The organism is Pseudohalocynthiibacter aestuariivivens (assembly GCF_018457175.1).
Lineage (GTDB): Bacteria > Pseudomonadota > Alphaproteobacteria > Rhodobacterales > Rhodobacteraceae > Pseudohalocynthiibacter > Pseudohalocynthiibacter aestuariivivens.
Map to the genome: position 1 here is coordinate 205,342 of NZ_JAGFNU010000004.1, position 13,279 is coordinate 218,620.

The 13,279-nt window shown below is 53.4% G+C and carries 13 protein-coding genes; 3 read left to right on the top strand and 10 right to left on the bottom strand.

The annotated features are described in order from the left end of the window. The first annotated feature begins 41 nt into the window (after window positions 1-41). The gene (gene acs / locus J4E70_RS08370; RefSeq protein ID WP_213888640.1) at window positions 42-1,991 is read left to right on the top strand and encodes an acetate--CoA ligase; all 1,950 of its coding nucleotides are present in this window, start codon (window positions 42-44) and stop codon (window positions 1,989-1,991) included. Between the two features lie 209 nt (window positions 1,992-2,200). On the opposite strand, the gene J4E70_RS08375 is transcribed toward acs, so the two are convergent. From J4E70_RS08375 to J4E70_RS08410, 8 genes are all read right to left on the bottom strand, one after another. Next, the gene (locus J4E70_RS08375) at window positions 2,201-2,563 is read right to left on the bottom strand and encodes a DUF6768 family protein (protein ID WP_213888641.1); all 363 of its coding nucleotides are present in this window, start codon (window positions 2,561-2,563) and stop codon (window positions 2,201-2,203) included. After that, window positions 2,556-3,107, bottom strand: coding sequence for an RNA polymerase sigma factor (locus J4E70_RS08380; protein WP_213888642.1), 552 nt, complete (start codon window positions 3,105-3,107; stop codon window positions 2,556-2,558). The genes J4E70_RS08375 and J4E70_RS08380 overlap by 8 nt, the downstream gene beginning before the upstream one ends. Window positions 3,108-3,219: 112 nt before the next feature. Next, window positions 3,220-4,206 carry an ABC transporter substrate-binding protein gene (locus J4E70_RS08385; RefSeq protein ID WP_213888643.1) on the bottom strand — a complete coding sequence of 329 codons (987 nt, stop codon included), beginning with the start codon at window positions 4,204-4,206 and terminating at the stop codon, window positions 3,220-3,222. A 31-nt stretch (window positions 4,207-4,237) separates the two neighbouring features. Next, window positions 4,238-5,044: an ABC transporter permease gene (locus tag J4E70_RS08390; RefSeq protein WP_246531677.1), complete on the bottom strand. Its 807-nt coding sequence runs from the start codon at window positions 5,042-5,044 to the stop codon at window positions 4,238-4,240. A 35-nt stretch (window positions 5,045-5,079) separates the two neighbouring features. Continuing rightward, complete coding sequence (locus J4E70_RS08395; protein ID WP_213888645.1) at window positions 5,080-6,003, bottom strand: ABC transporter permease; 924 nt, start codon at window positions 6,001-6,003, stop codon at window positions 5,080-5,082. Window positions 6,004-6,057: 54 nt separating this feature from the next. Continuing rightward, the gene (locus J4E70_RS08400) at window positions 6,058-6,843 is read right to left on the bottom strand and encodes an ABC transporter ATP-binding protein (RefSeq protein WP_213888646.1); all 786 of its coding nucleotides are present in this window, start codon (window positions 6,841-6,843) and stop codon (window positions 6,058-6,060) included. A 73-nt stretch (window positions 6,844-6,916) separates the two neighbouring features. Further along, window positions 6,917-8,377, bottom strand: a complete 1,461-nt coding sequence (gene hydA, locus J4E70_RS08405; protein WP_213888647.1) for a dihydropyrimidinase — start codon at window positions 8,375-8,377, stop codon at window positions 6,917-6,919. An 11-nt stretch (window positions 8,378-8,388) separates the two neighbouring features. Further along, on the bottom strand, window positions 8,389-9,639 hold the full coding sequence (locus J4E70_RS08410; RefSeq protein ID WP_213888648.1) for a Zn-dependent hydrolase: 1,251 nt from the start codon (window positions 9,637-9,639) through the stop codon (window positions 8,389-8,391). 133 nt (window positions 9,640-9,772) lie between these two features. On the opposite strand from J4E70_RS08410, the gene J4E70_RS08415 reads away from it, so the two are divergent. Beyond that, window positions 9,773-10,426, top strand: coding sequence for a TetR/AcrR family transcriptional regulator (locus tag J4E70_RS08415; RefSeq protein WP_213888649.1), 654 nt, complete (start codon window positions 9,773-9,775; stop codon window positions 10,424-10,426). Between the two features lie 130 nt (window positions 10,427-10,556). After that, window positions 10,557-11,165, top strand: coding sequence for a TetR family transcriptional regulator C-terminal domain-containing protein (locus J4E70_RS08420; protein ID WP_213888650.1), 609 nt, complete (start codon window positions 10,557-10,559; stop codon window positions 11,163-11,165). A 153-nt stretch (window positions 11,166-11,318) separates the two neighbouring features. Here J4E70_RS08420 and J4E70_RS08425 read toward each other — a convergent pair whose 3' ends face one another. Further along, window positions 11,319-11,744, bottom strand: a complete 426-nt coding sequence (locus tag J4E70_RS08425; RefSeq protein ID WP_213888651.1) for a GFA family protein — start codon at window positions 11,742-11,744, stop codon at window positions 11,319-11,321. Between the two features lie 214 nt (window positions 11,745-11,958). After that, window positions 11,959-13,275 carry an NAD-dependent dihydropyrimidine dehydrogenase subunit PreA gene (preA, locus tag J4E70_RS08430; RefSeq protein WP_213888652.1) on the bottom strand — a complete coding sequence of 439 codons (1,317 nt, stop codon included), beginning with the start codon at window positions 13,273-13,275 and terminating at the stop codon, window positions 11,959-11,961. Between the last annotated feature and the right edge of the window lie 4 nt (window positions 13,276-13,279).

Consider the following 13,279-nt stretch of genomic DNA (forward strand, 5'->3'; position numbering starts at 1 on the left):
TGTTCTGTCCGCGTACCCTTGCAAGAGAGTTTTTCATAATCATGACCGACAAAACCTATCCACCCACCGCCGAATTCGCTGCCAACGCCCATGTTGATCAAGCTAAATACCAGGAAATGTATGCCGCCTCGATCTCTGATCCCGATGGTTTCTGGCGCCAGCATGGACAACGGATCGACTGGATCAAACCCTATACATCGGTCAAGGAGACCAACTACGCCTATGGCGAAGTTGACATCAAATGGTTCTCGGACGGTACTCTGAATGTCTCGGCCAACTGTATCGACAGACATCTTGCAACCCGGGGCGACCAAACAGCAATCATCTGGGAACCCGATAACCCAGACGAGCAAGCGCTCCACATCACTTACAAAGAACTGTACTCCAACACATGTCGCATGGCCAATGTGCTGAAAGACCTGGGTGTTACCAGGGGCGATCGTGTCGTGCTCTACATGCCGATGATTCCAGAGGCGGCATATGCGATGCTGGCCTGTACGCGTATCGGTGCGATCCACTCGATCGTCTTCGCGGGTTTCAGCCCGGACGCGTTGGCAAACAGAATCAATGATTCAGAGGCTAAAGTCGTTATCACCGCGGACGAGGCCCCGCGCGGCGGGCGCAATACAGCTCTGAAATCCAACACAGACGCAGCCTTGCTGCATTGCTCGGACAAAGTCAAAAACCTTGTTGTAAAACGTACCGGTGGACAAACGACATGGAAAGAAGGCCGCGACTACGACTATAACCTTCTCGCTGCGGCCGCCTCTCCAGATTGCGAACCTGAAGAGATGAATGCCGAAGATCCGCTGTTCATCCTCTATACCTCTGGCTCTACGGGCAAACCCAAAGGCGTTGTACATACGTCCGGCGGCTACCTGGTTTACGCGTCGATGACACAAGAATACGTTTTTGATTACCACCAAGGCGATGTCTTCTGGTGCACAGCAGATGTCGGCTGGGTTACGGGTCACAGCTATATTGTCTACGGTCCCCTCGCGAACGGCGCGACAACAGTTATGTTCGAAGGGGTGCCAACCTATCCTGATGCATCCCGCTTTTGGCAGGTTTGCGAAAAGCATAAGGTTAACCAATTCTATACCGCACCCACGGCGATCCGTGCTTTGATGGCACATGGCAATGAGCCGGTTGAAAAATGCGATTTGTCAGATCTCAAAGTTCTTGGCACAGTCGGCGAGCCAATCAATCCCGAAGCCTGGAACTGGTACAATGACGTTGTCGGCAAAGGGAATTGCCCAATTGTGGACACCTGGTGGCAAACCGAAACCGGGGGTCATTTACTTACCCCACTCCCCGGCGCAACCACCACAAAACCTGGCTCTGCCACCCTACCCTTCTTCGGGATAGAGCCTGTCATTCTTGAACCGACAAGTGGTGCTGAGATTAATGAAACCGAAGCTGAAGGCGTGCTTTGCATCAAAGACAGCTGGCCTGGACAGATGCGCACTGTCTATGGCGATCACGAGCGTTTCCAGCAAACCTATTTCTCTGACTACAAAGGTTACTACTTTACCGGTGACGGATGTCGCCGCGACGCAGATGGTTACTACTGGATCACGGGGCGCGTTGACGACGTAATAAATGTCTCAGGCCACCGAATGGGTACAGCAGAAGTCGAAAGCGCCCTCGTTGCACACGCAAACGTCGCGGAATCTGCGGTTGTGGGATATCCCCACGACATCAAAGGTCAGGGCATCTACGCCTATGTAACTCTGATGAATGGCGTTGAACCAACCGAGGAATTGCGTAAAGAACTGGAAAAATGGGTTCGCACTGAGATTGGGCCGATCGCCAAACCCGATCTCATTCAATGGGCACCCGGCCTTCCAAAAACCCGCTCCGGGAAAATAATGCGCCGGATTCTACGCAAAATTGCTGAAAACGATTTTGGTGCACTTGGAGATACATCGACACTCGCCGATCCTTCCGTCGTGGATGAGTTGATCGAAAACCGTATGAACAGAAGCTAACATTACTCTTTCTTTATTCTCTAAATATCCCCGCCGGAGGCTTGAAAGTTGAAAAATCTTATCTAAGATTTTTTGCCTCCGGCGGGGATATTTTAGGGAAAAAGAAAGTTATTTGGTTAAATCTTGACCGGCGGTACAGGCGGGGACGCCGATGGCCGTGGATGAAGAAAGCACCTCGTCGCGTCTATGCCGGCGAGGTGCAAATTCATCTAACTTCTGTGACTGGCCAGTATTAATTCCAACCGTTTCATTTCCCTCAAAACACGATCCGCCTGCATCTTTGGCATCAAACTTAGTTTAAGTTGAGTTGCCATCAGGATAAGAACTGCACCTGATAACCCCCACTTTACTGCTGACAAAAGTTCGGTTGTGTTGAAGAAATATATGGCGCACCAGACTCCTGCTAAAAACAGGATGGCCTGCGTGATCATAATGACCCATGTAACCCAGCCGAGTTTGCCGCTGAACTGGCTCAATCCCAGTTGAAACCAACCCTGCTCTGACGTGGCCTCAATGATCTCGCGATCTTCTTCGCGCAATGCCTCTTCGATCAGTTCATCAAGTCTACTCATCACATGCTCCTTTCAAAGCGTCTTTCAGTTTTGCTCTCGCGTGCATCAGCCGTGTTTTCACGGTACCGCGAGGTATATCCAATGCGATGGCCACCTCGGCCACACTCATATCTTCCAAGTAAAACAGGGCAATGGTCGCTGCCTGATCAGGGGGTAAACTTGACATTGCTTTGCGCACTGCGCGTGCATCTGAAGCTGCTTCACCAACGTCCGGCATACTAGTTTCTGTTTCGACAGAAACTGCTGCCGATAATGCCCGCCGCGCAACATTCCCTTTAACAAATCGCGCAGCCCGCCGGGTTACAATTCTTGTCGCCCAGGCTGCGAAGGCGCGCGCTTCTCGCAGCCCGTGCAGACCACGCAGGATTTCAATCCAGGCTTCTTGTACGATATCACGTGCGTCGTCAGCACGACCCGACAGGCGCATCGCGTGAGCCAGCAACCTTGGACCACGAAGCCTTACCAACTGATCCAGCGCGCGGGAGTCACCCGCCTGCGCGCGCAGCACAAGCAACTCTTCCAAACTCCGCTCGGCCTGTTTCATCTGCTTCAACCCACCATGCTTCTGTATATAAGGTGGCACGCCAGGCCCAATCGGTTCAAAAGAAAAGGCGCGACCGAAGCCGCGCCTGCTTTGATTTTAAATTTGGCCAGGGCTATTTCAGTGCTGCATCCGTGATTGCGTGAGTCCATGCACCTTCAGGTGCTGCAGAGATAACCGGGTCAGACCCGCCGGCCAACAGCGTTGCGACCGTGCGATCATAAGCTGCAATATCAAGCGCACCGTCAGAACCCGCTGTAAGCTTGGCGATTTCGCCCATCATACGGCGTTGGTGCTTTTCAGTTTGTGCACCGGTTTCATCGTTTTCGAGCACAATGTCTGCTGCTGCATCCGGGTTTTCCTCGGCCCATTTCCAACCGCGCATAGAGGCACGTACAAACCGCACAAGCTGATCTTGAAAAGCTTCGTCCGTCAACCTGTCTTCCAGAACATAAAGACCATCTTCCAGTGTCGCCACGCCCTGATCTTCGTATTTGAAGGTCACTAGGTCATCAGCGCCAAGGCCCGCATCAATGATCTGCCAGTATTCATTGTAGGTCATGGTTGAAACGCAGTCTGCCTGCCCTTGCAGGATCGGATCAACGTTAAAGCCTTGCTTCAGCACGGTCACGCCGTCACCGCCATCTGTCGACAGACCAAGCGTTCCCATCCAGCTGAGGAACGGGTATTCGTTGCCATAGAACCAGACGCCCAATGTCCGACCGGCAAAATCTGCGGGCGTTTCAACACCCGAATCTTTACGGCAGGTCAGCATCATCCCGGACGATGCAAAGGGTTGCGCAATGTTGACCAGCGGCAAGCCTTGTTCACGTGCGGCAAGTGCTGATGGCATCCAGTCGATCACCACGTCAGCGCCACCGCCCGCAATAACCTGAGCAGGTGCAACATCCGGGCCACCCGGCAGGATGGTTAAGTTCAGGTCTTCTTCTTCGTAAAAGCCGTTTTCAAGCGCTACGTAGTAGCCAGCGAATTGCGCTTGCGTTACCCATTTCAACTGCAGCGTCAGATCATCTGCCGCTTCAGCCATACCGGCCCCAAACGCCATCGCGCCCGCCAGTGCAGTTGTCAGCATTTTCTTCATTTCAGTCTCCCATGTTGAATTTATTGTTGATTCAGCTTCGTTGTGAGGGGTGCCAGAAGGTGACCCCTTTTTCTATCATTGCGACCACCCCATAAAACGCCGATCCGGCGAGCGCTGCAACGGTGATCTCTGCCCAGACCATATCAAGCGACAGGCGGCCGACCTCTGTTGAAATGCGAAATCCCATTCCGCGAATGGGCGAGCCAAAAAATTCCGCCACGATTGCACCGATAAGCGCTAATGTTGTCGAAATCTTCAACCCATTGAAAATAAACGGCATTGCCGCAGGAAGGCGTAGTTTCAGCAAGGTCTGCGGATAACTAGCGCCATAAGTGCGCATCAGATCACGCTGCATATGATCGCTTGCCGCGAGCCCCTGCACGGTATTCACCAGCATCGGGAAAAACACCATCACAACAACAACGGCAGCCTTCGAGTGCCAGTCAAACCCGAACCACATCACAAGGATGGGTGCTGTCCCGATAATCGGCAGCGCCGCGATAAAGTTGCCAACCGGCAGTAACCCGCGCTGCAAAAATGGCGATCTGTCGATCATGACAGCCGTCAGGAAGGCGGCACCGCAGCCGATAATGTACCCGCTCAATGCGCCTTTGACGAATGTCTGAACAAAATCGACCCAAAGAATATCAAGCGAACTCGCAAACCGAGCGGCGATTGCTGTTGGCGGAGGAAGGATTACATTTGGCACCTGAAGCCCACGCACCAACCCTTCCCAGACGACGAGCAAAGTGATCCCAAAAACTGCGGGTACAAACAGTTTGACTAATCGCGTTCCTCGCAGAGGCGAATTTGCCAGCCAGAAATTTATCCAGGTCATGACGGCCCAAAAAGCCAAAGATCCGATCACCCAACTCATGGCTTCATCCCCATACGGCGCAGGGTTCCCCGCTGCAGCGCCCCAATAAGGCCGACCAGCGCGGCAGCCAGAACCGCAGCCCCGATAAGCGCGGCCCAGATTTGCAGCGTTTGCCCATAGTAGCTACCGGTCAACATACGCCCGCCAAGACCCCGGATCGGGCTTGCAGAAAGCTCTGCCACGATGGCACCAACCAGAGAGGCGGCTATGCCGATTTTCAGCGATGTAAAGAAATAGGGCATCGAAGACGGAAGGCGCAATTTCCAGAAAGTCGCCGCGCCGCTGGCGCTATAAGTGCGCATAAGATCAAGCTGCATCGCGTCTGGGGCGCGCAGACCTTTGACCATACCGACAACCACGGGAAAGAAACTAAGGTAGGCCGCGATCACCGCTTTCGGCAGCAAGCCCTTCATGAATGCGGGTTGCGTTCCAAACAGGGCTTCAGCAGTATCTTTGCCCAGAAAATCGGTCGCACCAATTGTGTTCATCACAACAACCAGCATGGGTGCGATTGCCAAAATAGGGATCGTCTGACTTGCAATGGCCCAGGGCATCACGCTCATATCCATTGCGCGGGAATAAACGATCCCCACTGCAAGCAACACACCAAGGCCGGTGCCAAAGATGAAGCCAAGCAATGTCGCGCTGAGTGTTATCCAACCGTGAAAAACCAAACTGCGTTTTGAAGTGATATTTTTCTCAACCGTCGTCTGCCAAAGCTCGGTGACCACCTGATGCGGTGCAGGCAGCACTGGCCGTTCTTGCGCCAATGTATCAGTAACAATTTCGGAAAGGCTAAGTTCAACACCTGCGCGTTCGGCCTGATCCAGCGCCCATTTGCTATTCATCCAGATGGCGCCTGCGTACCAGATTGCCATCAATGCCGCGACAACGGTGAGGATAGGGATAATCGACCTCATGCGCACATCTTTCGAATTAACAAAATCATGCAAGCATTAGTATTTATTTGTTTATCAAGCATCGTCACCATGCCCCGCACGAAGCCCCTCACGTACCCGATGCGCGATATCAATGAATTCCTGCGTATCGCGAATATCCAGACTACGGTCTTTTGGTAGCGTGCTCTCTATAATATCAGTGATCCGCCCGGGACGCGGGCTCATGACAACAATCTTTGTTGAGAGGTAGACCGCTTCGGGGATTGAGTGGGTAACAAAACCAATGGTCTTTTCCGTACGTGCCCAAAGTTCCAGTAACTGTTCGTTAAGATGGTCCCGTACAATTTCATCCAATGCCCCAAAGGGCTCATCCATCAGAAGAATATCAGCGTCAAACGCCAGCGCCCGTGCAATGCTCGCGCGCTGCTGCATTCCGCCAGAAAGCTGCCAGGGGAATTTTTTACCAAATCCTTTTAGATCAACAAGTTCAAGAACCTTATTAACGTGCTCTGCCATCTCAGCCTTGCTGAACCCCATGATCTCGAGCGGTAGTTTTATGTTGCCCGCAATCGTGCGCCACGGGTAAAGGCCTGCGGCCTGAAATACATAGCCATAGGCGCGGTTACGGCGTGCCTCGTCCGCGGACATGCCGTTTACGGTAATGGAGCCGTTGCTTGGCTCTTCAAGCGCCGCCATTGCCCGAAGGAACGTGGTTTTCCCACACCCGGACGGGCCGATGAAACTGACAAAATCACCCTTGTTGATGGTCAGGTTCACATCCTTCAGTGCGTGAACCGGCCCATCATTGGTCTGAAACGTCAAATCCAGATTGTTTGCTTCGATTACAACGTCTTGATCCAAGACATCCCCCTGTCAATCGCCCCGTTCTGGGGTCCCTGTGTCGTTACGAGCCCACATAGTGGACTCGCTACTATCAAATCCCTGCCGGTATGTTCAGCGGATCACGCTCAATCTTGCGTGGAGAGTTCAGTGCTTTCCACTGGCTAAGTGCGGTGTGCGCAGACGGGAACGCAGGGCGCGGCACGAACCGGCCTCTTCCCGGTTGCGGCTGGCTGTTTTGCCCCCAGGCCCAGATCACTTCACCCCGACTTAGGGTATAGCGGCTTTGGGCGCTCACGTTGAAACCCTCGAATACGTTGTAGTCGAGCACGGAATGGTGGTTCGCAGGCGAAATGGTTTTAGATATTTTTGGGTCCCATACCACGATATCGGCATCGGCGCCTTCGACAATCGCACCTTTTTTCGGATATATATTCAATATCTTGGCGACGTTTGTTGAAGTGGCTGCGACAAATTCATTTGGCGTAAGCCGCCCGGTTTCGACGCCTTCGGTCCAGAGCACGGCCAGCCGTTCCTCAAGCCCGTTCGAGCCATTCGGAATGATCCGGAAATCATCGCGGCCCGCGCGTTTCTGTTCGGTGTTAAACGCCGCGTGGTCCGTTGCAACAACCTGCAGGCTGCCCGCCTGAAGCCCGGCCCAAAGGCTGTCCTGATGGTCCTTGCTGCGGAACGGCGGTGACATGACACGCCGCGCGGCATGATCCCAGTCTTTGTTGAAATACTCAGACTCATCCAGAGTCAGGAACTGGATCAGTGGCTCACCATAAACCCGCATGCCTTTTTGCCGCGCACGGCGGATTGCCTCATGCGTCTGTTCGCAACTCACATGTACGATGTAAAGCGGCACACCTGCTGTATCGGCAATGGTGATCGCGCGGTTCGCGGCCTCGCCTTCCAGTTCGGGTGGGCGTGAATAGGCGTGGCCCTCTGGCCCCGTGATGCCCTGATCAAAATACTTCTGCTGAAGCTCTGCCACCAGGTCACCGTTTTCGGCGTGGACCATCGGCAGCGCACCAAGCTCGGCGCAGCGCTTGAAGCTCGCGAACATCTCGTCGTCTTCAATCATCAACGCGCCCTTGTAGGCCATGAAGTGTTTGAAGGAGTTGACACCCATCTTCACCGCGTCTTCCATCTCGGTGAACACATTCTCATCCCAGCCTGTGATCGCCATGTGATAGCCAATGTCAGAGCAGATTTGCGGCGCGGATTTGCGGTGCCATTCGTTGATTGCGTTCTTGATAGAGCCGTCAGCCCCCGGCAGGCAGAAATCAACCACCATCGTGGTGCCACCTGCTGCGGCGGCCCATGTGCCGGATTCAAAGGTTTCCGCCGCCGTTGTGCCCATAAATGGCATTTCAAGGTGAGTGTGCGGATCAATCCCACCGGGGATGACATAGGCGCCTTCGGCGTCGATGTATTCATCACCCTTCAAATCCTCGCCAATCTGCTTGATCACCTCGCCCTCGATCAGGACATCGGCCTTCCATGTACGGTCTGCAGTGCAGACGGTGCCGTTTTTGATGACTTTGGTCATTGATCTTCTCCCTATTCCACAATTCCCGCCGTTTCGACCACCGCGTGCATCAGCACATCTGCCCCGGCTGTGGCCCATTCCCTGGAGATCTCCTCGGCCTCGTTATGGCTTAGCCCGTCAACACAGGGGCACATGACCATTGCGGTTGGGGCGACGCGGTTGATCCAACAGGCGTCGTGCCCGGCACCTGAAATGATGTTGCGGTGGGAATAGCCCAGCCGTTCAGCGGCATTCCGCACGGCAGTTACACAAGTTTCGTCAAAGGTGACCGGATCAAACCCGCCAACCTTTTCAAACTCAACCCCCAGACCCATTTCATCGCAAATCGCCTGCGCGCCAGTTTTTAGCCGGGCTTCCATATCTTCGATCACTGCCAGATCGGGCGAGCGGAAATCAACAGTGAACACCACCTTGCCCGGAATCACGTTGCGCGAGTTCGGATAAACATCAATATGGCCCGCCGCACCCACAGCATCGGGTGCGTGGCTAAGCGCGATCTGATTGACCAGTTCCAGCACATGGGCAAGGCCAAGCCCCGCATCCTTGCGCATCGGCATGGGGGTAGAGCCTGTGTGGCTGTCCTTGCCGGTGATTGTCACTTGCGTCCAGCTCAGGCCCTGACCGTGGGTCACAACGCCAATGTCTTTGCCTTCTATCTCAAGAATCGGGCCCTGTTCGATGTGAAGTTCAAAGAAGGCATGCATTTTGCGCGCGCCAACCTCTTCATCACCCCGCCAGCCGATGCGTTTCAGCTCGTCCCCAAATTTCTTACCTTCGGCGTCTTCACGGTCATAAGCCCAGTCCTGCGTGTGCATCCCAGCAAATACGCCTGACGCTAACATTGCGGGGGCATAACGTGTGCCTTCTTCGTTCGTCCAGTTGGTCACAACGATGGGATGTTTGGTCTTTATCCCAAGGTCGTTCAGCGTGCGCAGGATTTCGAGCCCGCCAAGAACCCCAAGCACACCATCATATTTACCACCCGTCGGTTGGGTGTCGAGGTGCGAGCCGACATAGACCGGCAGCGCCTCAGGGTCTGTTCCTTCACGCCGGGCGAACATGTTGCCCATGGTGTCGAGCCCCATCGTGCAACCCGCCGCTTCGCACCAGGTTTGGAACAGTGCACGGCCTTCGCCGTCTTCATCCGTCAGGGTCTGGCGGTTATTGCCACCCGCAATGCCGGGGCCGATTTTGGCCATTTCCATCAAAGAGTCCCAAAGGCGTTCGCCATTGATTTTCAGGTTCTCACCGGGTGCAGCCATTCTCTCTCTCCCTAGGTCGTGTCAGGTGCCGGGCCTTCTGCCTCTTGCATTTTTTTACATCCTGACCGTATGGTCAAGATAACACGACCACAACCTGACCAACCGGTCAAGAAAATTCTGGATGGTTTTTGCAATGCCTATAGCCCAGCGCCCCGCCCGCAAAAAAGATATTCGGCAGGAGAATGAAAAGCTTATTTTAGAAGCAGCCGAAAAAGTCTTTGCAGAAGCGGGGTTTGGCGGGGCAACCATGCAGTTGATTGCGGATGTTGCCGGTCTGCCCAAGGCCAATTTGCACTATTATTTTCCAACAAAAGAATCCCTGTACCGACAAGTTGTGCAGAACATTTTTCAGGTCTGGTTGCAGGCCGCAGACATCTTTGATGCCGCCCCCGGCCCTGCCGAGGGAATCGGGGCATACATTGACGCAAAAATGGAAATCAGCCGCAGGCACCCCGCTGGGTCTAAAGTCTGGGCGTCAGAAGTGATGCATCGTGCGCCTGTTATTCAGGATTATCTGGAGAACACTTTGAAAGATTGGACGGATGGGCGAATGGCTGTCATTCAACGCTGGATTGACGCAGGTTTGATGGACCCGATCAACCCACGCCATCTGCTTTATATGCTTTGGGCCACAACCCAGCACTATGCCGACTTTGGTCATCAGATTGAAACGCTGAACAACGGCAAACCCTTGTCTGACAAAGACTGGGCAGAGGCGAAGGTATCTGTAAAAGAGATCATTCTCAAAGGTATCGGGGTGGTGCCTGTTGGCAAAAATACCGGTTAATCCTGCTACATTGGGTAAACTCATTAGATTAGGGCGCAGTGTCCATCTGATTTTATTGTTCAAATTGCGCTGAACGTTTATAGAAAAGAACCCGCCCGGGCCTTTGACAAAGCTATTTTTGGGAAGACGCATGACTCAACCGCGCACACGCATTCAGCAGAAGAATATCACCACAATTCTGGATGCCGCATTAGAGGTGTTTTCGCAGTATGGGTATCGCGGTTCCACGCTGGATCAAATTGCTTTGGCATCCGGGTTGTCAAAGCCAAACTTGCTTTATTATTTTCCGTCGAAAGATGCGATCCATATCGCGCTTTTATCGAGCCTTATGGACACATGGCTTGATCCGCTACGCGCAATGGACGCCAAGGGGGATCCGAAACAGGAAATCCTGTCTTACATGCACCGCAAACTTGAGATGAGCCGCGATTACCCCCGTGAAAGCCGCTTGTTTGCGAACGAGATCATACAAGGCGCACCGCGGATCAAAGAAACGATCAACGGAGAATTGAAAGAACTGGTGGATGCGAAGGCAAAAGTCATTAAGAACTGGATTTCTGAAGGAAAGATAGCCAACGTAAACCCGCACCATCTGATCTTTTCAATCTGGTCCCTGACCCAGCACTACGCCGACTTTGACGTTCAAGTCCGAAGTGTTCTGGCAGGCAAGGAAGATGACCCATACCCGGAGGCAAAAGCGTATCTGGACCTTTTGTTCACCAAGCTGCTGACACCTTAGAAAAGAGAAGACCGCAAGGAGATTAGGTGGGCTTTGCAGGCAATTCAGACATTGCCCGGATCAAAGCCCCCACCTGATCCGGTTTAAGCGCGGCACTCGTGTTAAATCAGGAACCGGCGCAGGCTTCTTAAGAACAATTTTGTGGTGGGTGGATCACTTCGGTGAGGGTCCGAATGAGGCGGCAACCTCTGCACCCGTCATCATCTTGGTCTCGTTCGAGAACTCATAGAACTTCGGTTTGCTGTCAGTGAAGACCTGCAACGACATGCGTAATTTCGACTGATCGTCGAACAGGCCAGCGGCTATCTGATAATCTTTGCTGTCTATGATGTGATAAAAAAGGTTTGATCCGCATTTCGTACAAAAACCCCGTTCCGCCCAGTCAGATGAACGTGTTCGACCAATGCTCTCTTCGCCTTCGAATGCCGCATTTTGGCAATTCACTCCCATGAATGGCCCTGACGACCATTGTCGGCACATGTTACAATGACAAGCTGCGACAGTTGGCTTGCGGGCTGTCGCAACAATCTTCACGGCACCACACATGCATCTCCCGGTCAATTCCATCTCATTTGCCACGAATGAGCTCCATATCCACCAAATCCAGTTCACCGAAATCACTATCGAAGGACAGGGTTCGCGGCAACAATCTTAGTTAGCTCGAACTCGCCGCTCATTACTCGTCAACAATGACATTAACGCAAACCATCACTACTTTCCGACCTCCCCCCAAACGAAAACACCCCGACACAAGGCCGGGGTGAAGGTGGGGTTAAAAACCCTGGGAGATTGTTCATCCGCCGAAGGTTGGCTCCGAGACTGCGGATGGGTTGTTTGGATGCGTTGTCCAGTTCGCGTATTCGGACGGAACCTTTTCGCCTGTGCGCGGGTCTATCTGACCCGGCTGCATAGGTTCCATCGTGATACAGTCTTCAATCGGACAAACATCAACGCACAGGTTGCAGGCGACACATTCGTCATCCATCACCTCAAACACGCGATCTTCGGACATTGAAATCGCCTGATGGCTGGTATCTTCGCAAGCGGCATAACACCGACCGCAGCTGATACAGGCATCCTGATCAATCTTGGCTTTGGCAATGTAGTTGAGGTTCAAATACTGCCAGTCGGTAACGTTTGGCACGGCTTTGCCAACAAAATCGTCGACAGAGCTATGCCCTTTTTCATCCATCCAAGCAGAGAGACCCGAACACATTTCCTGAACGATTTTAAAACCATAGGTCATAACGGCGGTACATACCTGAACATTACCGCACCCAAGCGCCATGAACTCCGCAGCATCACGCCATGTGGTAACACCGCCGATGCCAGATATCGGCAAACCCGCTGTTTCCGGATTGCGTGCGATTTCCGCGACCATATTCATTGCGATCGGTTTGACTGCCGGACCACAGTAGCCGCCGTGCGTTCCTTTGCCATCAATCATTGGCTCTGGTGACATTGCATCCAGGTTCACCGAGGTGATCGAATTGATCGTGTTGATCAGGCTGACGGCATCTGCTCCACCGCGCTTGGCTGCCTCTGCCGGACGACGAATATCGGTGATATTTGGCGTCAGCTTTACGATCACAGGCATCCGGGTATTTTGCTTGCACCAGCGTGCCACCATTTCGATGTATTCTGGCACCTGCCCCACAGCAGAACCCATACCACGTTCCGCCATGCCATGAGGGCACCCGAAGTTAAGCTCGATGCCATCCGCGCCGGTTTCTTCGACGACAGGCAAAATCGCTTTCCATGCCGCTTCTTCGCAAGGCACCATAAGTGATACAATCATCGCCCGATCCGGGTAATCACGCTTTACAGCCTTGATTTCTCGCAGATTTGTCTGAAGCGGACGATCCGTGATCAGCTCGATATTATTGAGCCCCAAAAGCCGCCTGTCAGCCCCGTAAATCGCGCCATATCGTGGGCCGTTTACATTAACCACGGGCGGGCCCTCCGACCCAAGTGTTTTCCAGACAACGCCACCCCATCCGGCCTCAAACGCGCGGCGGACGTTGTACTCCTTGTCCGTTGGCGGTGCCGAAGCGAGCCAGAACGGGTTCGGGGATTTGATCCCCAGAAAATTTGCAGAAATATCAGCCATATTT

Coding starts and splice junctions, on each gene's coding strand:
- acs (WP_213888640.1), top strand. CDS start 42: ATGACCGACAAAACCTATCCACCCACCGCCGAATTCGCTGCCAACGCC.
- J4E70_RS08375 (WP_213888641.1), bottom strand. CDS start 2,563: ATGAGTAGACTTGATGAACTGATCGAAGAGGCATTGCGCGAAGAAGAT.
- J4E70_RS08380 (WP_213888642.1), bottom strand. CDS start 3,107: ATGAAACAGGCCGAGCGGAGTTTGGAAGAGTTGCTTGTGCTGCGCGCG.
- J4E70_RS08385 (WP_213888643.1), bottom strand. CDS start 4,206: ATGAAGAAAATGCTGACAACTGCACTGGCGGGCGCGATGGCGTTTGGG.
- J4E70_RS08390 (WP_246531677.1), bottom strand. CDS start 5,044: ATGACCTGGATAAATTTCTGGCTGGCAAATTCGCCTCTGCGAGGAACG.
- J4E70_RS08395 (WP_213888645.1), bottom strand. CDS start 6,003: ATGAGGTCGATTATCCCTATCCTCACCGTTGTCGCGGCATTGATGGCA.
- hydA (WP_213888647.1), bottom strand. CDS start 8,377: ATGACCAAAGTCATCAAAAACGGCACCGTCTGCACTGCAGACCGTACA.
- J4E70_RS08410 (WP_213888648.1), bottom strand. CDS start 9,639: ATGGCTGCACCCGGTGAGAACCTGAAAATCAATGGCGAACGCCTTTGG.
- J4E70_RS08415 (WP_213888649.1), top strand. CDS start 9,773: ATGCCTATAGCCCAGCGCCCCGCCCGCAAAAAAGATATTCGGCAGGAG.
- J4E70_RS08420 (WP_213888650.1), top strand. CDS start 10,557: ATGACTCAACCGCGCACACGCATTCAGCAGAAGAATATCACCACAATT.
- preA (WP_213888652.1), bottom strand. CDS start 13,275: ATGGCTGATATTTCTGCAAATTTTCTGGGGATCAAATCCCCGAACCCG.